This is a genomic window from Gemmatimonadota bacterium, from assembly GCA_009692115.1.
Classification (GTDB): Bacteria; Gemmatimonadota; Gemmatimonadetes; order Gemmatimonadales; family GWC2-71-9; genus SHZU01.
Map to the genome: position 1 here is coordinate 145,090 of SHZU01000001.1, position 19,712 is coordinate 164,801.

At 65.1% G+C, this 19,712-nt stretch carries 23 protein-coding genes and 2 tRNA genes; 13 read left to right on the plus strand and 12 right to left on the minus strand.

What is annotated here, in order from left to right; translation table 11 throughout:
• Window positions 1–366: 366 nt before the first annotated feature.
• Together EXR94_00680 and EXR94_00685 are read left to right on the plus strand one after the other, a co-directional pair.
• Window positions 367–1,755, plus strand: coding sequence for an amidohydrolase (locus EXR94_00680; protein ID MSR01244.1), 1,389 nt, complete (start codon window positions 367–369; stop codon window positions 1,753–1,755).
• Window positions 1,756–1,791: 36 nt separating this feature from the next.
• The gene (locus EXR94_00685) at window positions 1,792–1,983 is read left to right on the plus strand and encodes a hypothetical protein (protein MSR01245.1); all 192 of its coding nucleotides are present in this window, start codon (window positions 1,792–1,794) and stop codon (window positions 1,981–1,983) included.
• Window positions 1,984–2,197: 214 nt separating this feature from the next.
• Here the strand turns inward: EXR94_00685 and EXR94_00690 are convergent.
• A tRNA-Asn gene (locus EXR94_00690) sits at window positions 2,198–2,270 on the minus strand.
• 273 nt (window positions 2,271–2,543) lie between these two features.
• Between EXR94_00690 and EXR94_00695 the strand changes: the two genes are divergently transcribed.
• Genes EXR94_00695 through EXR94_00705 form a run of 3 tightly spaced genes read left to right on the plus strand, consistent with a single transcriptional unit; the run spans window position 2,544 to window position 4,863 of the window.
• On the plus strand, window positions 2,544–3,680 hold the full coding sequence (locus EXR94_00695; protein MSR01246.1) for a hypothetical protein: 1,137 nt from the start codon (window positions 2,544–2,546) through the stop codon (window positions 3,678–3,680).
• Window positions 3,671–4,168 carry a cyclic pyranopterin monophosphate synthase MoaC gene (gene moaC, locus EXR94_00700; GenBank protein ID MSR01247.1) on the plus strand — a complete coding sequence of 166 codons (498 nt, stop codon included), beginning with the start codon at window positions 3,671–3,673 and terminating at the stop codon, window positions 4,166–4,168. The genes EXR94_00695 and moaC overlap by 10 nt, the downstream gene beginning before the upstream one ends.
• The gene (locus tag EXR94_00705) at window positions 4,165–4,863 is read left to right on the plus strand and encodes a lytic transglycosylase domain-containing protein (protein MSR01248.1); all 699 of its coding nucleotides are present in this window, start codon (window positions 4,165–4,167) and stop codon (window positions 4,861–4,863) included. Before moaC ends, EXR94_00705 begins: the two co-directional genes overlap by 4 nt.
• Before the next feature lie 9 nt (window positions 4,864–4,872).
• On the opposite strand, the gene EXR94_00710 is transcribed toward EXR94_00705, so the two are convergent.
• The 5 genes from EXR94_00710 to ilvE form a co-directional block, all read right to left on the minus strand.
• The gene (locus tag EXR94_00710; GenBank protein ID MSR01249.1) at window positions 4,873–6,606 is read right to left on the minus strand and encodes a LysM peptidoglycan-binding domain-containing protein; all 1,734 of its coding nucleotides are present in this window, start codon (window positions 6,604–6,606) and stop codon (window positions 4,873–4,875) included.
• A 132-nt stretch (window positions 6,607–6,738) separates the two neighbouring features.
• The gene (locus tag EXR94_00715; protein ID MSR01250.1) at window positions 6,739–6,945 is read right to left on the minus strand and encodes a hypothetical protein; all 207 of its coding nucleotides are present in this window, start codon (window positions 6,943–6,945) and stop codon (window positions 6,739–6,741) included.
• A gap of 185 nt (window positions 6,946–7,130) precedes the next feature.
• On the minus strand, window positions 7,131–7,388 hold the full coding sequence (locus tag EXR94_00720) for a hypothetical protein (GenBank protein MSR01251.1): 258 nt from the start codon (window positions 7,386–7,388) through the stop codon (window positions 7,131–7,133).
• Window positions 7,385–7,642 carry a hypothetical protein gene (locus EXR94_00725; GenBank protein ID MSR01252.1) on the minus strand — a complete coding sequence of 86 codons (258 nt, stop codon included), beginning with the start codon at window positions 7,640–7,642 and terminating at the stop codon, window positions 7,385–7,387. The genes EXR94_00720 and EXR94_00725 overlap by 4 nt, the downstream gene beginning before the upstream one ends.
• Before the next feature lie 11 nt (window positions 7,643–7,653).
• The gene (gene ilvE, locus EXR94_00730) at window positions 7,654–8,511 is read right to left on the minus strand and encodes a branched-chain-amino-acid transaminase (GenBank protein MSR01253.1); all 858 of its coding nucleotides are present in this window, start codon (window positions 8,509–8,511) and stop codon (window positions 7,654–7,656) included.
• A gap of 525 nt (window positions 8,512–9,036) precedes the next feature.
• On the opposite strand from ilvE, the gene EXR94_00735 reads away from it, so the two are divergent.
• Window positions 9,037–9,450, plus strand: a complete 414-nt coding sequence (locus tag EXR94_00735) for a hypothetical protein (GenBank protein MSR01254.1) — start codon at window positions 9,037–9,039, stop codon at window positions 9,448–9,450.
• A gap of 146 nt (window positions 9,451–9,596) precedes the next feature.
• On the opposite strand, the gene EXR94_00740 is transcribed toward EXR94_00735, so the two are convergent.
• From EXR94_00740 to EXR94_00750, 3 genes are all read right to left on the minus strand, one after another.
• Window positions 9,597–11,483, minus strand: a complete 1,887-nt coding sequence (locus EXR94_00740) for a class A beta-lactamase-related serine hydrolase (protein MSR01255.1) — start codon at window positions 11,481–11,483, stop codon at window positions 9,597–9,599.
• 84 nt (window positions 11,484–11,567) lie between these two features.
• On the minus strand, window positions 11,568–12,056 hold the full coding sequence (locus EXR94_00745) for a nuclear transport factor 2 family protein (protein ID MSR01256.1): 489 nt from the start codon (window positions 12,054–12,056) through the stop codon (window positions 11,568–11,570).
• Window positions 12,057–12,334: 278 nt separating this feature from the next.
• Window positions 12,335–13,453 carry an aminotransferase class V-fold PLP-dependent enzyme gene (locus EXR94_00750; protein MSR01257.1) on the minus strand — a complete coding sequence of 373 codons (1,119 nt, stop codon included), beginning with the start codon at window positions 13,451–13,453 and terminating at the stop codon, window positions 12,335–12,337.
• Window positions 13,454–13,496: 43 nt separating this feature from the next.
• On the opposite strand from EXR94_00750, the gene EXR94_00755 reads away from it, so the two are divergent.
• From EXR94_00755 to EXR94_00780, 6 genes are all read left to right on the plus strand, one after another.
• The gene (locus EXR94_00755) at window positions 13,497–14,528 is read left to right on the plus strand and encodes an ATP-grasp domain-containing protein (protein MSR01258.1); all 1,032 of its coding nucleotides are present in this window, start codon (window positions 13,497–13,499) and stop codon (window positions 14,526–14,528) included.
• Window positions 14,515–15,525 carry a hypothetical protein gene (locus EXR94_00760; protein ID MSR01259.1) on the plus strand — a complete coding sequence of 337 codons (1,011 nt, stop codon included), beginning with the start codon at window positions 14,515–14,517 and terminating at the stop codon, window positions 15,523–15,525. Before EXR94_00755 ends, EXR94_00760 begins: the two co-directional genes overlap by 14 nt.
• 77 nt (window positions 15,526–15,602) lie before the next feature.
• A tRNA-Lys gene (locus tag EXR94_00765) sits at window positions 15,603–15,675 on the plus strand.
• 94 nt (window positions 15,676–15,769) lie between these two features.
• Window positions 15,770–16,141, plus strand: coding sequence for a DUF3052 family protein (locus EXR94_00770; protein MSR01260.1), 372 nt, complete (start codon window positions 15,770–15,772; stop codon window positions 16,139–16,141).
• A 22-nt stretch (window positions 16,142–16,163) separates the two neighbouring features.
• Window positions 16,164–16,565: a PadR family transcriptional regulator gene (locus tag EXR94_00775; GenBank protein MSR01261.1), complete on the plus strand. Its 402-nt coding sequence runs from the start codon at window positions 16,164–16,166 to the stop codon at window positions 16,563–16,565.
• A 96-nt stretch (window positions 16,566–16,661) separates the two neighbouring features.
• Entirely contained in the window at window positions 16,662–16,883 is a 222-nt protein-coding gene (locus EXR94_00780) for a hypothetical protein (GenBank protein MSR01262.1), read from the plus strand.
• Between the two features lie 15 nt (window positions 16,884–16,898).
• On the opposite strand, the gene EXR94_00785 is transcribed toward EXR94_00780, so the two are convergent.
• Complete coding sequence (locus tag EXR94_00785; GenBank protein MSR01263.1) at window positions 16,899–17,660, minus strand: acyl-CoA desaturase; 762 nt, start codon at window positions 17,658–17,660, stop codon at window positions 16,899–16,901.
• Window positions 17,661–17,988: 328 nt separating this feature from the next.
• Between EXR94_00785 and EXR94_00790 the strand changes: the two genes are divergently transcribed.
• The gene (locus EXR94_00790) at window positions 17,989–18,660 is read left to right on the plus strand and encodes a hypothetical protein (GenBank protein MSR01264.1); all 672 of its coding nucleotides are present in this window, start codon (window positions 17,989–17,991) and stop codon (window positions 18,658–18,660) included.
• A 34-nt stretch (window positions 18,661–18,694) separates the two neighbouring features.
• Here EXR94_00790 and EXR94_00795 read toward each other — a convergent pair whose 3' ends face one another.
• Both EXR94_00795 and EXR94_00800 read right to left on the minus strand, forming a co-directional pair.
• Window positions 18,695–19,342, minus strand: coding sequence for a ribonuclease HII (locus EXR94_00795; GenBank protein ID MSR01265.1), 648 nt, complete (start codon window positions 19,340–19,342; stop codon window positions 18,695–18,697).
• A 12-nt stretch (window positions 19,343–19,354) separates the two neighbouring features.
• Window positions 19,355–19,708, minus strand: coding sequence for a 50S ribosomal protein L19 (locus EXR94_00800; GenBank protein MSR01266.1), 354 nt, complete (start codon window positions 19,706–19,708; stop codon window positions 19,355–19,357).
• Between the last annotated feature and the right edge of the window lie 4 nt (window positions 19,709–19,712).

The window sequence follows — 19,712 nt, forward strand, 5'->3', positions numbered from 1 at the left end:
CTCCTCGGGCCGCCGACAGAACCAACGCCACCACGCGGCGATCTGATCGGGCGTCATCCGGTAGAGGGCCTCGGCTTCCCGCCATTCTTCGAGCGTGATCTTGATTGAGGGTCGTGCTCTGTACCCCATTTCGTGAGGCTAGTTTGGGCTAGCATGTGAAACCTACCCTGTCCTGCGTGTTAGGTTTCACATGCTAGCCCAAACTGCCTCACGAAATGGGGTACAGAGCACCGGCCGGCGACGGCCTGGGCCGGTTGCTGCAGAAGCAGTAACATGTATCCGAGTATCATTGGTACCTTCGCGGGAGGGTCGGCCTGAAGGGTCGACCTCCCATCCATCCGAGTCAAGTCATCGAGGTAGGTCCGCATGGCGCGGTTTCTCGCAGTGGTCGTCCTGGTCCTCGGCGGTTGCGCCAAGGCTCCCGAAAGTCCGCCGCCCGATCTGGTCTTGGCGGCGGTCAACGTGGTGGACGTGACCACCGGGATGGTCCAGCGCGAAATGGACGTGGCGATTGCCGGCCGGTTCATTACCGGGATCGCCCCGGCGGTGGCGAAGCCAAGGGCCGCTTCAGTGGTCGACGCCCGCGGCCTCTATCTGATCCCCGGTCTGTGGGACATGCACGTCCACGTCGCCTCGATGCCGGGGACCTCCGACGTGTTTCTCCCGGCGCTGGTCGGCTACGGGGTGCTCGGCGCACGGGACACTCACAGCAACCTCGACAGTGTGGTCGCGGCCAAACGGGCCATCGCCGCCGGGTCGCGTGTCGGGCCCCGGCTCTTCGTGTCCGGCGAGCTGGTCGACGGCGTCAACTCCGTCAACCCGTCGGCGCGTCGGGTGGCAACCGAGGCCGAAGCGCGGGCTCAAGTGCGGGCACTCAAGCAGGGCGGGGCGGACTTTGTGAAAGTGTACTCGGCGCTTTCGCGGGACCTGTACTTCGCGATCGCCGACGAGGCCAAGAAAGCCGGGATCCCGTACGCGGGGCACGTCACCCCGGCCATCACGGCGCTCGAGGCGTCGAACGTGGGCCAACGGACCTTCGAGCATGTGATCGGCGTCGAAGCGGGCACCTCCCGCGAAGAAGCCGCGATCCTGGCCGAGAACTGGGCCGCCGTGGCGAAGAGGGTCTTCAAATGGGCCGACGCCGCCCGGATTCGGGTCACCCAGGACTCCGCCAAGGCCGCGGCGCTGTTCGCGGCCTTCAAGCGAAACCAAACCTGGCAAGTTCCGACCTTGATCGTGTCCCGGCAGGTCGGGAGTCTGGTGGATGGCGTACCCGCTGCGGTGCCGGCCGATCGCTTCATCGGGCAGTCGGTGCGGGGCATGTGGGCCGCGATGGGATCGATGGCCGTCTTCGTGAAAGGCATCCACGATCTTCATCCGCTCGACATGGAGCTGGTCGGGAAGATGTATCGGGCCGGCGTGCCGATCCTGGCCGGGACCGATTTCCCGAACCCGTACGTCTATCCAGGGGCTAGCTTGCACGACGAATTGGCCTTGCTGGTCAAAGCTGGTTTGCCCGCTGCGGCGGCCCTGCGGGCCGCGACGAGCGAGCCGGCCCGATTCCTCGGACTCAGCGATTCCCTCGGCACCGTGGCCGTCGGCAAGGTGGCCGATCTGGTGCTGTTGACTGCCGATCCGCTGACCGATATTGCCAACACCACGAAGATTCAATCCGTGATTCAGGGAGGCCGAGTGTGGGATCGCGCCTCGCTCGATCGGTTGCTGTTGGGCGCCGAGGCCGCGGCGCAGCGCTGACCGGAGCACCTAACGATCGCACTGCAGAGGATGACAATGAGAAACGGATCGCGACAAGGTGTCCTGTCGGTGCTGGCGTTGCTTGGAGTCGTCCCGGCGGCCAGTCCGCAGTCGAATGGCATGTCGGAGGCCTTTGTGAACACGCTGCGGCGGGACTACCTGGCCGCCCGCTACCGGATCGAGCGCGAACCGTCGCGGTTGGCCCTCAGTGAGGCGAGACGGCTGTAGCCAAGACCAGCCCCCCTGGGCAACGAGCTTCCCCTCGAACGTTTTACCCCCCGGGGGGGGCTTCGGCTCAAAAATGTGCCGCAGATTTAGCCCCCTACACGCCCTGGGCGATAGGCGATCGGGGGTGGGGGGGGGTGGCCGGCCGGCCTCCTATTGGCCTCCTGGAACGACAAACGCCACTCCGAGGAATGGCGTAAGTCATTGATCCATAACACTCCCGAGACAGGACTCGAACCTGTGACCCGCTGATTAACAGTCAGCTGCTCTACCAACTGAGCTACTCGGGATCGAACTCTGAAAAGCGCGGGTAAAGTATGTCGGCGACCCTGATCCGGCAATACTTCGGACCGATTCGGTCACCAGGAAGCACCCTGTGACCGAAAATCGCTTCATTTTCCTATGCCGCTGACATCAAACGACTTACACTAAAAAGAGTGCAGGCACCATCGTACTACAAGCAATAGTTAGCGCTCACACTAGTTATTCAAGGAGATTCTTGGCAAAAAGAGACCAAGTCTCGGTGACGTGAGTCACAGTAACACGTTCAAAAACAACAACTTATGCATCCGCGCATCACTTCAATTCTGACCCAGAGTTCACTACTTTTATCCCTTATGAAGCCCCGGTTGCTTGGCCACGAGAGCGTCCAGCGAGATCTCCTCAACGCCAACCGAAATGGTCGCCTTCCCCAGGTCCTCCTGATCACCGGAGACCAGGGCGTTGGTCGCCAGTCGTTCGGCCGATGGCTGGCTGCGGTGGCCCTCTGCCAATCCGCCGAGGCCCCCTGCGGGGTCTGTCAATCCTGCCGGTTGGTCTCGACCTTGTCCCATCCCGATTTCCACTGGTTCGTCCCGACGCCCCGCCCCAAGGCCGGCGACCCGGACAAACAGATGGACGAGGTTCGGGAAACCCTGGCCGAAGTCATGGCAGCCCGGCGCGAAAACCCCGTGTACAGCGCCCCCGACGGGCTGGCAATGCATGGGGTCGCCACCGCGCGCCTGATCCTCAAGGCTGGCTCCCTCACCACCGTCATGGGCGGCCGGCGGGTCATTCTGATCGGCGACGCCGAACGGCTAGTACCCCAAGAGGCCAACCAGGAAGCCGCCAACGCCCTCCTCAAGTTCCTCGAGGAGCCCCCGGCCAGCGCCTTGATCATCCTCACCACCACCGATCCCAACCGGGTCCTCCCGACCATCCGATCTCGGGCAGTGCCCGTTCGCCTGGGCCGGCTCGACCCGGCCACGCTGGCCGCAGGGTTGACAGAGCTTGCCCCCGAGCTCCCCGAAGCGGAGCGCCGCCGCCGGGTTCTGGCGGCCGAGGGTTCGTTAGGCCGGGCGCTCGTCGCCACCGCCACCGCCAAGACCGACGAACAAGTGGACCAGCTCCTGGCGGTCGCCAAACAAGGCGGAGCGCCTCGTTTCGAGCGGGTCTTGCGTCAGGGCGCCTGGCAGGCCCGAGGCGACTTTACCGAACTCCTCGACCGCCTGGCCGGCGCTCTTGGCCAAGCTGTCCGGGTCAGCTCTGGTGGACCAGTCGGGCCGGTTGCCGAATCGCTCCGAACCGTCACCAGCCCGGCCCGGCTTCTGGTGGCCCTCGAAAAAGTCGAGGCGGCCCGCGAGGCCGCCCAAGGCAACGTCAATCCTCAACTGCTCCTCGGCACCCTCACCGCCGACTTGGCGGAGGCACTATGGGCCTGAGCCACACCGACGCCGCTGGACAAGCCCGGATGGTCGACGTCGGCTCCAAGCCGGCCACGGCGCGTCAGGCCACCGCCCAAGGGTCGGTCACGATGTCGGCCGACGCGTTCCGAGAGGTCAGCGCCAATACGGTGGCCAAGGGGGATGTGCTCGCCGTGGCCCGAGTCGCGGGGATCATGGCCGCCAAGCGGACCGCGGAGTTGATCCCCCTCTGCCACCCCCTCGGCCTCGACGGTGTCGACCTCGGCCTCGCATTGGACCCGGCGCTGCCAGGCATCCAGGTGACGGCCACCGCCCGGGTCGAGGCCCGGACCGGGGTCGAGATGGAGGCCATGGTCGCCGTTGGCATTGCCTGCCTCACGATCTACGACATGGTCAAGGCCGTCGACCGCACCATGACGATTGGACCGATGTACCTCGTCGCGAAAAGCGGCGGCCAGAGCGGCAACTACCGCCGCGATCGGTTAACGGAGGGAGAACGCCCATGAATCACCTCGACAAACGATCCCGTCAGAGCCTCCGATCACTGCTTGGTCGTGCCCTGTTGCTGGCCGGCGGCGGCGCCGTGTTCGGAATTGGCCACAGCATTTTCGAGCGGCTCTCGGCGGAGCTCCCGAAGCCGCTGGCGAGTATCGAGGCCAATCTGGAGATCAGCCGGCTCGAAAGCCTGGTGGACGAACTCGAGGGCCGAATCTCGGTCACCGACCTCAAGGTCGAGCGGTTGACGATAGTGGGGCAGTACTCAGCAGCCTATCGGATTCCGGCCGACTTGGCCGGGCAGATCTATGACGCCGCCTTGGCCGAGGGCCTCCATCCATCGTTAGGCTACCAGCTGGTCAAGGTCGAGAGCGGGTTCCTTCGGGGCGCCCGCTCCCATCGGAACGCCCTGGGCCTGACCCAGGTTCGCTTGGCCACGGCCCGGGAAGTCGACTCGACCCTGACCGAGCGGGACCTACTGGTCCCCGACACCAATCTCCGGATCGGGTTCCGGGTCCTCCGCCGGCTGCTCCGCCAATTCGGCAACGACCTCGAACTCGCACTGGCGGCCTACAACCTCGGACCGACCGGCGCGGCGATGGCTCGCGCCGATACCACCACCGGCGTGGCGCCGGCGGGAACGAACTACGCAAGCAAAGTGATGAGCGGGATGAAAAAGCGGGCCCTGATCAAGCCGACAACCTGAGGAGCTGACCTACCCGGGAATGGTGAGCCGCTTCCCGGTCTTGAGGTCGCCACCGGGGCGGAGCCCGTTGGCCTCCCTGAGCGCCGTCACCGTCACCCGGTAGCGGCGAGCCACGCTGGATAGTGTTTCTCCCCGCCGGACGATGTGTACCGCCTTGGACCCCGATTTCGAGGGGACCGCGGTGCGGGACCGGCTACTCCCGATCCGAACCACCTGCCCGATCCGCAACGAACTCCTGGCCGACAAGCCATTCCAGGCAGCCAACTGCGCGACCGTGACCCTGTAGCGCCGAGCCAATGCGCCTAACGTTTCACCCCGGGCAATGCGGTGGGTGCCCCGGGACGCCACCCGCGCCCGGCGGGTGATCGTCTCCTGCTGGTCGGCCGCCACCAACCCTCGCACCAACGCCCGGCCGGGCACCCGCAATTGGGCCCCGAGTTTGAGCGGTGATTTGGCCGTCAGACCCGGATTGAATTCAGCGAGCGCGGCGGCGGTAATGCCGTACTTCCGGCTGACCGACCGCATCGTCTCCTTGCGCTGGACCACGTGGATCTGGGCCGGAAGCCGATCGGCGGTCGGTACGGCCGCGAGCGCCTCGGTGATCTCTCGGCCGCGACCAATCGGAACCCGAACCCACGCGACCGGCGCGTCCGGCGGGGTTATGCCCCGAATGTAGAACGGGTTGAGGCCGGCGATCGTCGCGAAGTCGAGCCCCGCCACTTTGGCCACCACCTCGAGACTCGTCGGCTCGGTGACCGGCACCGAGTCGACCTCGAAGGGCTCCACGGCGGGAATCGGCGGGAACCCGTACTTCTCCGGTTGCTTGGCGATCATCGCCGCCGCAATCAGCTTCGGCACGTAGTCCTTGGTTTCCTGTCGGAGAAACCGAGATTCCGAGAGGTGGAAGAAACGGTCATCCCCGGTCGGATCTTCGGCTAAGTCGATCGCGGCCTCGTCATCGTCGAAATAATCCTCGGCCGCCCCCGCGCCAAGCTTCCGGAGCCCGCGGGACACGGTCCCGCCACCGCTGTTGTACGCCGCCGCCGCGAGATAGTAGGAGCCGTCAAACCGCTTAGTCAGATCGGACAGGAACCGGGCCGCCGCCGCGGTGGCCTTGACGGGATCGCGGCGCTCGTCGACCCAGTGCGTGGTCTTGAGGCCGTAGTCCCGCGCGGTCGGACGCATGAACTGCCACATCCCGACCGCTTTCGACCGGCTGACGGCCGTGTTCGAATAGCCGGATTCGATCAGCGCGAGGTATTTGAGATCGTTGGGAAGACCGCGGGCGCTGAGGGCCGCCTTGATCATCGGCTCGTATACCGGAAGCCGGCCCAACCACACCGTCATTCGTTCGCGGGCCGGTCCCTGGAAAAAGTCGAGGTAGTACCGGACCCGTGTATGCTCGGCATACCGGGCCACGTTGATGTCGAACATTTCAGCCAGATCCACGCCGGCCTCGGTCCCGACGCTCATCGAATCGCCGGCTACTGCGACGTCCCGAAGCCGCTCGAGGATCTCCATGTCCTTCTGATCCTGGAGTGAATCGACGGCCGATCGTTTGAGCAAGCTGTCGGAGAGGGCCCGGGCCAGACGGAGCTCCGGTGGCGGCGGAAGTTCGGTTTCAGATGGAACCGGCACCGGTTCGGCGGCGCTCTGACGGGGCCCGGGTACCGCAACGGGCGTTCGGGTCGGCGAACACCCGACACCAAGCCCAGCGGTCAACACCCAGAGCCACCGTTTCATGAGACCTCGAGTTTGGGATCCGGCCCGACCCGTCGTACAAAGGTAGGAAGGGGCGGTCGGCCAGGGCAACAGGTCGGACTCTCTTGCTGATGCTCGGGCTGCGCAAACCGTTGCACAGCTTTGGCCTAGGGCTTAACGGCGGGCCTCGGACGATCCGGTCATCAAGCGGTTCGTGGCGTTGAGCACGGCCAGGGCAGCGCCCCGGGGAACATGATCCTGGACCAGGGCCGACCCCACCACCCGGAGTCCATCGAGCCGGCCATGGGTGGCGAGGGAGGCTATGACCACCGTCGCGTCGAAGGCTCGCACCGCCTTGACCCCGACCAAGTCGAACGCCACCTCCGGGAAGGCCGTTGCCAGCGCCGACAGGCACGCCTGGGCGGCCCACCGCAGTTCACCGGCCTGAGAGGACAGCCCGGTTGCCTCGCCGGGCCAAGCCAGGACGACCCGGGCTTGGCACTAGCCCGACGAGAGCCGCTCGATCGAGAAGTCTTTGAACCGGAGCCGACCCCTCGTCTCGGTGCTCACGACGCTCGCGGGTCGAGGCTGACTTCGAGCTGTCGAGTAAACTCCTCAGGCGGCACCACGATATCCGCCGCAAGGTGGTACTGCCGGCCGGCCTCATCGAGCTCGACGCCAATCACCAGCATCCGGCCATCGGCCAACTCGATCTTGAGTTGGCGAAGATCGGACCGCATGACACAATCGGCGATCTCGTTGCCCCGGAGCAATTGAAGCGAGGCGGCCACCCGGCGAAGATCCTGCGCTGGAATTTGAATCATCGCGGATCCCGCCCGGAAAGATGTTGCGTAAGCAATTCGACCAACTCCCGGTCGGATAGCTTCTCGGCTTGAGAATAACAGGATGCCTTGGACGACGACTGATGGGCCTCGACCGGAGTCCAGAACCGGCGGGGTATTGGACCGGAGGACCGGAACGACAGGACCAAACCCCATTGGTCGGTATTGGCCCGGCGCTCGGCTGCCACCGAGATGTTCCAGGTCTCGTCCCCAACCTCAAGCACTCGCCACGCCACGGGGGCCTCCTTCAGTCGCCGCGGGTCAAGGCCCGGAAACGGCGCATGATGTCCTGGACGATCGGGCCCGGCTTGCCGGTCCCAATGGCCCGTCCGTCGAGCTTCTGGACCGGCGCAATCTCCGCCCCGGTTCCGCACAGGAACATTTCGTCCGCGGTGTAGAGGTCGTAGCGGTTCAGCATTTCTTCGCGGGCCTCGACCCCGGCCGCCCGGGCCAGTTTGAACACCAAATCGCGCGTCACTCCCATCAGGATCCCGGCATGGGCCGGTGGGGTCTTCAACACCCCGTGCCGGGCAATCCAGATATTCATGCCGGTAGCTTCACAAACGTGGCCGCTGGCGTCGAGCATGACGGCGTCGTCGGCACCCGCCGTATTGGCTTCATGCTTGGCCAACACGTGGGGCAAGTAGTTCAGAGACTTGATCCGCGGACAGAGGGCTTCCCGGTGCGGAATCGGAGTACCCGCGGTGACCATGACGAGCCCGTTCTGATAGCGGTCAGGGGCCCACATCTTGATGGAATCGACGATAATGACGATGGTGGGCTGGCCGCATTTTTTCGGATCGATGCCCATGTCGCCGTCGCCGCGGGTTACCAGGGGGCGGATGTAGGCATCCTTGAGCCCCGACTGGGCAACGCCGGCCTCGATCAGCGCCGCCATCTCCGCAACCGGCATCGGAATCGTCAGCGCGATGGCCCGGGCCGAATCATACAGTCGGTCAAGGTGGGCACCCAATTCGAATACTTTCCCGTTATAGGCGCGGATCCCTTCGAAGACGCCGTCGCCGTACAGCAGCCCATGGTCGAATACCGAAATTTTGGCGGTCGCTCGGTCACCCCAGACGCCGTCAATCCAGACAATGGCCATCGAGTTGCCTTGTGGTATGGTGAGCCCTCGTGTCCGGCAATGTCCGATAATAACCGGACCGCGAGTCTATCGCACCGACCCGACCGGCTCGATGACCAGATGCTCCCGCTTCACGATGAGGTGGTGGCGGTTGAGCCAATTGAGGACCCGGTCGCTGGTCGTCATCCGGCCCTTGACCGGGTCGAACGGAAACCCAAAGTTAGGTCAGGCCGTCGAGGGTATAGCTCCCAACGGTATTGGTTGGATCGGGGACCCCGCGGGTCGCTACGCCGACGGCTGTCCAAGCGATCGAACGATTGCACCAACTCACGGTGTGCCGTGCAACGGTCTTTCCCATGGTTCCGGACCCCTTCTCGAGTCTCCTGTGGCTTCTGCCAGCGGACTACTACTCCAATCCTCGGCAATTCCTGGCCGGACTTGAGTCCCACCGGCCCCAAAATCCGGAAGGGTCTGCCGGGCGGGGCCCATAGGGGCAATCACCGGGCCACTCTTATCTGGGTCGGGGTCAGCCGCGAACGTTGGATCATGCTCATACTGCTGGTACGCCACGCCTTGGCCGCCGACCGGGACGGCGCCCGGTATCCGCTCGACTCGGACCGCCCGCTGGTCGCCAAGGGGAAGAAGACGCAGGCCCATATCTCTCGACGGCTGGCCCGGGAGACCGGGACCGACAAGAAACGGCGAGTGGCTTCTGCCCCCCTGGCACAAGACACCAACCTGGCCGCCATTGCTGAAGCCGTGGGTCCCCGGACCGCGGACGAGGTCGTCGCGCTCGTCGGCCATGAGCCGTGGATGAGCGAGTTGGCGTCGGTGTTGCTCACCGGGTCGGCCAGCCGGCTCGCAGTCCGGTTCGACAAGAGCGGCGTCATGGGAATCGAAGCCCCCACGATCGCCGCCGCCGCCGGGCGACTGGTGTTCTTTACTCCTACATCGCCGTGAGGGGATCTAGCCGGGCGGCGCGGCCGGCCGGCACGGCGGCGGCCACCAGGCCACCACCGGGAGCAGGGTCGCCGCCGCCGGATCGCTCCGTCGGTCGCCTGCTCAGCATCGACAATGATTCCAACCCGAGTGCCGAGTGCCGAACCTCAATACCTCCAGCCAAAGAGGTTCCAGGCGTTGAGGGTGAGGAAGAACAGGGCGGCGATGATGACGGCGCCGAGATGCCGAACCCGGGCGCCGGTCGTGCCTTCGCCTTTCCGCCACTGGGTAATTCCGATCCAGAGGGCGCCGGCGGTGAGGATGGCGCCGAGCACCGGGAAGACGAGGCCGATCTTGAGGCTGGTGGGCGCGCCGCTCGGGAGGCCTTTCGACATCCCCGCCAGGACGAGCCCGAACAGGACCAGGAAGATCACCTGGAGGAGAGCGACGATGGCTATGACCCGACGGCCGGACGCGATAGTTGGGGCGGCGGCGGGCTCGGTGCCGCTCCGGCGACGGAAGAACCGGAGCACCACCGAGATCAGAATCCCGAGAAACGTCACGACACCAAGGCCCAGCAAGATTTGGCTCCGCCGGGGGGCAAACAAGCCGGTCTGCTTCTCGAGCACCATCATCGGCGCCATCGAGAGGAATCCGTGGGTGATGTTGCCCTTGGCATCGGCCCGGAATGCCACCAGGTCGCCGCTGACAGCGTCGCGGAATAACATGCTGTCGACGCTGATCAGCCGGAGGGGGCCGAACGGGGTGATCGTCACCAACGCCCCGTCCTCGGCAGGGGTCACGCTAATCGCGCTCACCAGGCCCAAGACCTTTTGGAACGTCGAGTAGCTCGTTCGATTGAAGAGGTATTCACCGGCGTACCGGGCTGCCCCTGCCTTGGCCTCGGGTGTGGGCGTGATGACCGCCAGATCCTCGGGGTAGTAGTGGTCGAGAAAGGCGTCGACGACCGCCTTGAAGCTGATCGAGCTGCCGGTGTTGGTGTTGGTCGAAATGAAGAGGCCGACGTTCTCGCTTGGGATCAACGCCAAATCGGAGTGGAACCACCCGGTGTCGCCGCCGTGGCCGAAGATCCGGAGGCCATGGCTGGACTGCTCGTAGAAACCGTGGGCAAAACCCGGCAGCCGGTCATCGTGCCCCTGGAGGCGGGAGTGCATCCGGCGGGCGGTCGAGTCGGCCAGGATTCGGACCTCGCCAAGCGCGCCGTTGCCGAGATGGGCCAGCATGAATTTGGCCATGTCCGTGGCCGAGGCACTAACCGACCCGGCCGGCGCGGCGCCGGTAATGATCTCCCATTTCTTCGGTTCGAAGCGCCCCTGGTCCCACAGGTACCCAACCGACATATCGGCGGCGAAACGGCCGGGGAGCGGCTGACGAGTCGTGGTTTGGGTCATGCCGAGCGGAGTGAGAATCCGCTGTTCGATGTAGTCGTCGAAGCTCAGGCCGGACACCCGCTCGACGATGTAGCCCGCGACGGCGGTCGCGTAGTTCGAGTAAGACGAGAAGGTCCCGGGTACCCGCACCCGGGCCGGCATGTGGGCCGGCAGCCACTCCTTCATCGGGACCATGTGAGCCGAGTCCTCGGTGAACAAGTCGCGGCCGTCTTCTTCGAAGCCCGGCGTGTGCGCCAGGATGTCCTTGAGCGTGATCGGCTGGGGATAGGTGGCCGGGATCTTGAAATCGAGGTACTCGTTCACATCCCGGTCGAGGTCGAGCTTGCCCTGCTCCACCAACTGCATGACGGCGGTCCAGGTAAACAGCTTCGAAATCGAACCGATCCGGAACTGGGTCTTGGCCGCGTCGACCGGCTTCTTGGCGACCACATCCGCGTACCCGTAGCCCTTGGCAAAAAAGAGGGCGCCATTCTTGACCACTGAGACCGTCACCCCGGCGATGTGCTTATCCCGAAGCCAGGCGGCCATCGTCCCATCAATAAACGCCTCCACTTCGGCCGAGTCACGAAGGCCGCGAACCTGAGCGGCCACGGGGCCCACCAGTCCAGCGGATACGAGCAAGAGAGCGAGCGAAGTGCGCACTGAAGCCTCCGAATTGTTAGTATTCGATTTTGGGCACAGAGAAGGAGCCCCGTACGTTGTCCCCAACTCGAAGGTTTCGCAAGCCTACCGAGGCGGACCGAGGGGGTTGGGCTTACAGCGGGAGGCTGGTCGAACGACGGTGTAGATGATCGAGGTGACTTGCCAGCCGGCGGCGGTTTTCACCAACTGCAAACTGTCGATACCGCAGTGGCTCCAGACTGTGCCCAGATGGAAGTCGTATTGGGTCCAGATCGAAGCAATGCCTTCGCTGACCCGGACTTCGGCATTCCACATCCGCTCGATCGGCACGGTGGCCATGGTCGCGATCTGGACGAGAAACTGGTCCCGGGTACTGACCCGGGCCATGGCGGAATCGCCGGTTCCGATGGTGGCAATCAGGTGCGCGGCGGGATGAACCAGCCGCCTCAGGGCAATGGTGTCCCGGCGGGCCATGGCCTCAAAGACCGCCTGCCCGGTCTTGAGGACATCATCTTTCGGAGATTGGGCCGCGGCCGGGGCGGACCGCCCGATCAGGGCCAGGCCGAAGCCAACGAGGAGGGGCTGAATTCGCATGGTCAGTATTCTACCCGGGGGCCGACTATCTTGGAACAGCGACCACAACCACCTCGGAGGAGCCGACGATGGGGAAGAAAGAAGACGCGATGATCGCGAAGTTGGTGAAGAAGGCGGCGGCGAAGGTGGCCGTCCCCAAGGATCGGGCCCGGCAGTACGACGACACCCTCAAGATCAGTCAGCGGGAAGAGGATTCCGACACCAAGCACTTGTTTCGAGAAATGCGAAAGCGGGAGTTTTAGGGCTCGGCACTCGGCGCTCGGCATTCGCGGGCAGGGTCAGCCGGGGATTTCCTCCGCTAGGGCGTCGATCGCTTGGTCGATCTCGGCTTCCGTTGTAAAGAAATGGGGCGCGAGGCGAATGACGTTGCCGCGGGCCGACGCGAGGATCCGGCGCCGGCGAAGCCGGCCTTCGACGAGACCCGCCTGATCGCCGACCTCGATAGCCGTCGTCGGGGCTTTGGCGGCTGGATCGGCGGGTGAGAGCACCGTGAGGTTTCGGCCGAGCGCCCGGGCCCGCATCCGGGCGGAGAGGTTTTGGATCCAGCCATCAATGGCCGCCGGGTCGGCCGCTTCGATCAACTCGATCCCGGCCCGGGCGATCGCCGCGTTAATCAGGGGCGGCGTGCCGGTATCGAAGCGGGCGGCGGTATCGGCCCAATCCAGGGGGCGCGGTCGAAAAGCCAAAGGCTCCTGCCGGCCGAACCACCCGGTCACGGTGGGCACCAGCCGCTCGATCAAGGACCGCCGAACGTACAGAAACGCGATCCCCGCGGTGCCCAGGAGATACTTGAGGCACCCGGCGGCGAGGAAGTCGACATCCAATGCCCGGACGTCGATCGGGCAGGTGCCAATGGTCTGGTACACGTCGGTGAAGACGAGGGCGCCGTGGCGGTGAGCGGTCGCCGCGATCGCCGCCACGTCTTGCTTTGCCCCGGTCAGATACGAAGCATGGGTAACGGAAACCAAGCGGGTTCGCTCGTTGACGAGCCGCCCAAGGTCGCCGTCAGAGGCCCACTCGAGGTCGGCGCCGCGGCGCGCCTGGGCCTGCCACCCGTGGGCCACGGTCGGAAACTCGCTCTCAGCAAGCACGAGACCCGGCCGGTCCCTGAAATCGAGGGCGGAGGCCAAGCTGCTCACGGCTTCGCTCACCGAACTCGTCACCGCAATCTCATCGGGATCGGCCTTGATGAGTCGGGCAAACGCCTCCCGAGCCCGATTCACTTCGCCGATCCAGGCCTCCCAGTCCATCCCGTCGTTCCGCCAGGAGTCGAGGAAACGATCGGCCGCGAGGCGGGTGGCATGAGACTGGGGCCCCTGGGAGCAGTTGTTGAGCAGGCTGTGGGTAGCCAAGAGGGGGAACTCCGCCCGGGCCAGGCTCAGGGATGCGAAAGGCATCCCGGAACTTATCCCGATCGGGGCGACAAGGTACTTTTCCCCGATGCGGATCGCCGTAGTCTTCAATACGCCCTATCCTCGGTGGACCCCGGAACAGCATCTCCAGCAGATGCGGGACGAATTGGCCGGCAAGACCGGGAACGAGCCGGAGCTCGAGTACCAGGTGGCCGAGGCGTTGGAGAGCAACCGGCACGAGGTGCTGCTGATCGGGGTGCACGACGACCTCCGGGTCATCCTCGACCACTGCAGCGCCTGGAAACCCGATCTAGTGGTCAACTGCGCCGAGGCGTTCCGGGACGCCCGCCACGACTTCGTCTTCCCGGCTCTGCTCGAGACCTGCGGCGTGCGATACACGGGGTCACCCCCATTGGGCCTCCTGGTGACCCGCGACAAAGCGATGAGCAAGAAGATCCTCGCCTATCACGGGATTCAAGTGCCGAGCTTCGAGACCTGGAACCCGAATGAGCCAGTTGGGGAGGTGTCGCTCCGGTTTCCGTTGATCGTCAAGCCCCTCGCCAGCGATGCGTCGGAGGGGATTGCCCAAGCCTCGGTGGTGAGCGATGCGGCCGAACTCCGGGAGCGGGTGGCGTTCGTGCACCAGCGGTTCGAACAAGCGGCCATCGCGGAGGAATTCATCGAAGGCCGGGAACTCTACGCCAGCATGATCGGCAATGATGACACGCTCGAAGTCTTGCCACTGACGGAACTAGTGTTCGACAAAGAGAAGAACGCGCCTGAAGAACGAATCGCGACTCAGACCACGAAGTGGGACGCGCCGTACCGGCGGCGGAAAGGAATCCGGTATCAGTTCGCCCGGCCGGTGTCTGCGGCGGCCAAGGAGCGGATCGAGGCCATCTGCCGGACCGCGTGCAAGGCGCTCTGGCTCCGGGATTACGGCCGGATCGACGTCCGGTTGAGCAACGATGACGACGTCTGGGTGTTGGAAGCCAACGCCAATCCATTCATTGCCAGGGGCCACGAAGTGGCGAACGCGGCGGACAAGATCGGGTTACCATATCCGAAGTTCATTCAACGGATCGTGAGTGAGGCGGTACGACGGTATGACCGCACGTAGACGGCCCCGGGAAGGGGTGCCCCACGACGATCCGCGGTGCCAATGCGGCTATCCGCTGCACCGCTACTGGCCCCACTGCCCCGACTGCGGCCGGGCCCAGAAGTGGCGCGACACGGCGGCGGTCACCGGCGATCAGTGCCCAAGCTGCGGCTGGGTCATCAGTCCCAAGTTCCTGCACTGCCCGTGGTGCTCGACCATGGTGTACGACGAGAAGCGGACCGCCAAAGCCCCGCTCAAAGCCCCCAAGGGATTCCGCAAAGACGCCAAGTGCGACTGGGGATGCGGGGGCGGCGTTCAGTACCCAATGCCGTTTTGCCCCTGGTGCGGCGGCGACCAGCACTGGAACGAGGACGACCGGTTCGAAGGGGAGTGTCCCCGGTGCAGCCGGGGTGTTGACGACTGGATGGACCACTGCCCGTGGTGTGGCGACGACGCGACGGGCCGGGATCTGATACCCAAGGCCCTCCGCCAGGTCCATGCCCTGCTCCGCGCCACCGGCATCGCGGACTGGGGCTACCGGGTCCTCCTCCGGCCCGGGGTCTCGGGCGTGGATCCGCGGTACCCCAAGATCGTCGAAATCGAGCAACGCTACGTCATCGGCGTTAGGCGCCGGGACGAAATCCCGTGGCCGATGCTGATCGGCCTGATCAGCCACGAGCTCGGCCACAGCTTCCTCTACCACCACTGGCACTGGACCCAGTCCAAAGATTTCCGCCGCACCTTCGGGGAAGCCACCAAAGCCTACCGGGTCAACGACGACGCCTGGGTCGACTTCCAGCGCCGCCGGGTGGCCATCGCCCCCGTCAACCACGTGAGCGGCTACGCCGCCCGCCACCCCCAAGAAGACTTCGCGGAAACCTTCCGCTTCTACGTCACCCGCCGCGGCCGGCTCCGCGAAATGTTCACCGAGCTCGGCCAGAAACGAAAAGGCGTCCCCGTCTACGAGAAGTTCCTCCTCCTCGACGAATTCCTCCGCTCGGTCCGAGCCTGGAGGTAGATCTCGGCACTCGGCACTCGGCACTTGGCGGCCGAGTGCCAAGCGCCGAGCGCCGAGTATATATTTGCGCCTCGTTTGGGGGCGTAGCTCAACTGGTAGAGCAACGGACTTTTAATCCGTAGGTTGTGGGATCGTGCCCCACCGCCCTCATTTTCTCGGCACTCGGCACTCGGCACTCGGCACTTGGGGAATTATGGGTGGTGGGGGGGGGATTCGGGGACGCCGTTGGTGAAGAAGTTGGGGATTGGGGCGGGGGCGCGGGTGTTGGTGCTCTCGGCGCCGGACGGGTATCGGCAGTGGCTCGCGCCGTTGCCTCCGGGGGTGGAGTTTGGGAGTCGGTGGGCGGCTTCGACCGATTATCGTCCACTGCTTCGTGGCCCGGCGGCGGGATTTTCTCACAATTCTTGAGACGGCGCGGGCTCGGCTCAAGCCGGATGGGGCTATTTGGGTTTCCTGGCCCAAGAAGGCTGCCAGGGTGGCCACCGACATTACCGAGGATATCATCCGAGAGATCGCCCTGCCGCTCGGATTCGTCGACATCAAAGTCTGCGCGGTAAGCGAGGTCTGGTCGGGCCCCAAATTGGTAATCCGGAAGGCGCTTCGAACCACCCCTTGAGTCGAATTGATCGTCCGCCGGCTTGCCGGTACTGGCGTGGTGCCCTCGACATGTCTACATTGTAGACTCAAAACCCCGGGACCTGGATACCGTGCCCGACACCTCAAGTCTTGGCGATTTCGAGCAACTCGTCCTGCTCGCCATCCTGCGGCTCGACAGCGACGCCTATGCTCCGGGTATTCGGGTCGCGATCGAGACCGCTGCGGCCCGCCGGGTCACTCGCGGCGCCCTCTACTCTACGTTGGAGCGGCTCGAGACCAAGGGCTACCTGCAGTGGCGCCCCGATCCGAACCCCGGTCGCCGAGGCGGCGTCCCCCGGCGCCAATTTGCGCTGACGGCGCCGGGGTTGAAGGCGCTCCGACGGTCGGTGGCGGCGGTGACCGCCCTGACCCGCGGACTCGAACGCACCCTGGGTTCGGCCTGATGACTGGCGCGCACCCTCCCCGGGTGGCCGAGTGGCTGCTGACGGGAGCGGCAGAAGGGGTGGGACATCAACCTGGTCGGGCTCCACGCCGACATCGTGAACGAGGTCCGGACCCTGATCGCCGTGGTGTTCGGCGCGATGTGTTTCGTGTTGCTGATCGCCTGCGCCAACGTGGCCGACCTTAGGATGTTGTTGTCGGAAGGGGGACGGATGGTCGCCCCGGCCCTCGCGACCGGCGCCGTGGCCCCGGTTGCGTGCTGGATTCCAGCCCGGAGGGCCAGCGGCATCCCGCCCGTCGAGGCGATCCGTTCGGACTGAGCCTAACGACCAAGCCTAGGCCTCGTCGAGCACCCGCTGGGGCACCGGGCGGAGGTCCCAGACCAGCCGGAACCGCTGGAGGATCTGAAGGGCGTAATAGGTCAGATCGACCTCCCACCAGAAAAAGCCCTGCCGTGCCGCGCCGGGAAAGCGGTGGTGATTGTTGTGCCAACCTTCGCCCAGGGTAACCAGGGCAAGCAGGAGGCTGTTCCGGCTATCGTCGCCGGTTTGGTAGCGCCGCCGGCCCAGCACATGGGCCAGGGAGTTGATGAAGCAGGTACAGTGAAAGAGGACCACGGTGCTGACGAAGAACCCCCAGACGAGCCACTGCCAACCCCCGACCACGAAGAGCGTCACCGCCAACACGATCGGGACCAGAATGTCGAACCGGTCGAGAAACCGGAGCTCCGGATACTGGGCCAGGTCCGGCACCGCCTCGAGGTCAGTCGCAAAATTGGCCGGGGACGTAATCCACCCCATGTGGCTCCACCAGAATCCGTGATGCCGGGGGGAATGGACGTCCTCTTCGGTATCGGAATGGCGATGGTGTTTGCGATGATGAGCGGCCCACCAAAGGGGGCCGCGTTGGACGGCGCTCGCCCCGAGCAGCGCAAAGGCAAACTGGGTCACCCGCGACGTCTTGAAGGCCCGATGCGAGAAATACCGGTGATAGAAGCCGGTAATCGCAAACATCCGAACCAGGTACAACGCCAGCGCCACCGAGACGGCACCCCAACTCCACCCGACCCAGATCACCCCGAGGCAGGCGGCATGCATCCCGACGAACGGGATGACCCTGACCCAGTCGACGGTACGGGGGTTATCGGTCGGAACCACGGCAACGGCCCCGGTGTCGAACCAGAGAACAAACTTCTTCAGAAACGAGGGCAGCACAGCGGAGACTCCGGTCGGATTGGGACTAAAGATAGGGCGGGATGCCGCTCGGAAACATCGGGGACCGGCCAGACCCAGTCAAGCGCGCCCGGTGTCCGATCTGACACCCTTGCCATCCGGAGCCCGTAGTCTCCATCAGGTCCCGGCGGCCCCTTGCGAATCGACGCCCCAGCCGGCAGCTATCTATCCTGACCCTCACCAAGGACACCCGATGCGTATTGCTGCTTTCCTGATCCTGGCCGCCCTGGCCACCTCCTCCTCGGCCGCCCAGGATGCCGATCGTAGCGTCAAGGATGGCGGCATCAAGGTGGCCGACTGGAAGGGCCGGGTCGATCGGCGACCTGCGTCGCAGGGCAAGACGGTCAACGACTCCAAGTTCGCCACCACCGAGGGTGGCTTTCGGATTTCCGCCGGGCCGGCCGGCAACTTCTGGAACCCCGCCCACACGGCCAAGGGCAACTACGAAGTCAGCGCCACCTTCAAAGAGCACAAGATGGTGGCCAGCCATCCCCATTCCTACGGCATCTTCATCGGCGGCGCCGACCTCGAGTCCGATAACGAGACCCTGGCCTACTGCATCGTCTATGGCAACGGCACCTTCGCGGTCAAGACCTTCCACGGCGCCAAGGTGACCACCGTGGTGGCCCCGGAAGCCAACGCCGCTCTCCATAAGGCGGATCCCACGAGCGGCGAGTCAACCAACGTGATCGGGTGGCGGGTTCAGGGCGACAAGGCGTCCTGCATCGTCAACGGTACCGAGGTGAAGTCCTTTGCCAAGGCCGATTTGATTGGGCCGGACAAATTGACCTCAACCGACGGCGGGTTTGGGATCCGGGTCAGTCATAATCTCGAGCTGACGGTGACGGGGCTCGGGAAGAAATAAGGGCTCGGCACTCGGCGCTCGGCGAGGGGCAGCGTTAGAGGCCGAGGCCGAGTTGGGCGATGGGGGCGAAGGTGCGACGGTGGTGGCGGGTGGGGCCGTGTTGTTCGATGGCCTGGAGGTGGGCCTCGGTGCCGTAGCCGCGGTTGGTGACCCAGTGATACGCGGGGTGGCGGCGGGCCAGGTTCACCATCAGGCGGTCGCGGATCGTCTTGGCGATGATCCCGGCGGCTGAGATCGAGACGCAGAGGGCGTCGCCGTCGATCAGGAACTCGTGGGCGAAGCCGACTTCGGGCATGGCGAGCCCGTCGAGCAAGACTCGGCACTCGGGTTCTCGGCACTCGGGTTCTCGGCACTCGGCGTAGAGGCGCAGGATGGCGCGGCGCATGGCTAGGGCGGTGGCGCGGCGGATGTTGAGGCGGTCGATTTCTCGGACCGAGGCGGCGCCGATTCCGATGGCCAGGGCACGCTTGCGGATCAGGAGGACGGCTTTGTCACGTTGGGGTTCGGAGAGGGTCTTGCTGTCGCGAATGCCGGCTAGGCGTTTGACGTCTCGGGGGAAAACTACGGCCGCGGCCACCACTGGACCAGCCAGGGGACCGCGGCCTGCTTCGTCAACGCCCAGAAGGAGCTTGCCCGCTTGCCACGCGATCCGCTCCAGCTTGAGCGTCGGGCCGGCGGGCATGGTACCGCCAGCTTAGAGGGTGGGGGCGCGCTTCTCGCGGATCCGGGCGCCCTTACCGCTCAGATTGCGGAGGTAGTAGAGCTTGGCGCGGCGAACCCGGCCCCGCCGAACCACCTCGATGGTCGCGATGATCGGGCTGTGGAGCGGGAAGATCCGCTCGACGCCGACCGAGGCCGAGATCTTCCGAACGGTGAAGGTCTCGTCGATGCCCCCGCCCTTCCGGGAAATACAGGTGCCCTCGAACGCCTGGAGCCGCTCTTTGTCACCTTCACGCACCCGAACCATGACCTTCAGGGTATCACCCGTCGCAAAGTTCGGGAGGTCGGTCTTGAGCCCTTCACGGGTGATCGTTGCCAAGTCTGTCATAGTC

Excerpts from the sequence above, each read along its gene's own strand:
- EXR94_00800 (MSR01266.1), bottom strand. The coding sequence starts at position 19,708 with ATGACAGACTTGGCAACGATCACCCGTGAAGGGCTCAAGACCGACCTC.
- moaC (MSR01247.1), top strand. The coding sequence starts at position 3,671 with ATGGGCCTGAGCCACACCGACGCCGCTGGACAAGCCCGGATGGTCGAC.
- EXR94_00695 (MSR01246.1), top strand. The coding sequence starts at position 2,544 with ATGCATCCGCGCATCACTTCAATTCTGACCCAGAGTTCACTACTTTTA.
- EXR94_00710 (MSR01249.1), bottom strand. The coding sequence starts at position 6,606 with ATGAAACGGTGGCTCTGGGTGTTGACCGCTGGGCTTGGTGTCGGGTGT.
- EXR94_00705 (MSR01248.1), top strand. The coding sequence starts at position 4,165 with ATGAATCACCTCGACAAACGATCCCGTCAGAGCCTCCGATCACTGCTT.
- EXR94_00760 (MSR01259.1), top strand. The coding sequence starts at position 14,515 with ATGACCGCACGTAGACGGCCCCGGGAAGGGGTGCCCCACGACGATCCG.
- EXR94_00755 (MSR01258.1), top strand. The coding sequence starts at position 13,497 with ATGCGGATCGCCGTAGTCTTCAATACGCCCTATCCTCGGTGGACCCCG.
- EXR94_00785 (MSR01263.1), bottom strand. The coding sequence starts at position 17,660 with ATGCATGCCGCCTGCCTCGGGGTGATCTGGGTCGGGTGGAGTTGGGGT.
- EXR94_00745 (MSR01256.1), bottom strand. The coding sequence starts at position 12,056 with ATGCGAATTCAGCCCCTCCTCGTTGGCTTCGGCCTGGCCCTGATCGGG.
- EXR94_00720 (MSR01251.1), bottom strand. The coding sequence starts at position 7,388 with ATGATTCAAATTCCAGCGCAGGATCTTCGCCGGGTGGCCGCCTCGCTT.
- EXR94_00790 (MSR01264.1), top strand. The coding sequence starts at position 17,989 with ATGCGTATTGCTGCTTTCCTGATCCTGGCCGCCCTGGCCACCTCCTCC.
- EXR94_00750 (MSR01257.1), bottom strand. The coding sequence starts at position 13,453 with ATGCCTTTCGCATCCCTGAGCCTGGCCCGGGCGGAGTTCCCCCTCTTG.
- EXR94_00680 (MSR01244.1), top strand. The coding sequence starts at position 367 with ATGGCGCGGTTTCTCGCAGTGGTCGTCCTGGTCCTCGGCGGTTGCGCC.
- ilvE (MSR01253.1), bottom strand. The coding sequence starts at position 8,511 with ATGGCCATTGTCTGGATTGACGGCGTCTGGGGTGACCGAGCGACCGCC.
- EXR94_00685 (MSR01245.1), top strand. The coding sequence starts at position 1,792 with ATGAGAAACGGATCGCGACAAGGTGTCCTGTCGGTGCTGGCGTTGCTT.
- EXR94_00795 (MSR01265.1), bottom strand. The coding sequence starts at position 19,342 with ATGCCCGCCGGCCCGACGCTCAAGCTGGAGCGGATCGCGTGGCAAGCG.
- EXR94_00735 (MSR01254.1), top strand. The coding sequence starts at position 9,037 with ATGCTCATACTGCTGGTACGCCACGCCTTGGCCGCCGACCGGGACGGC.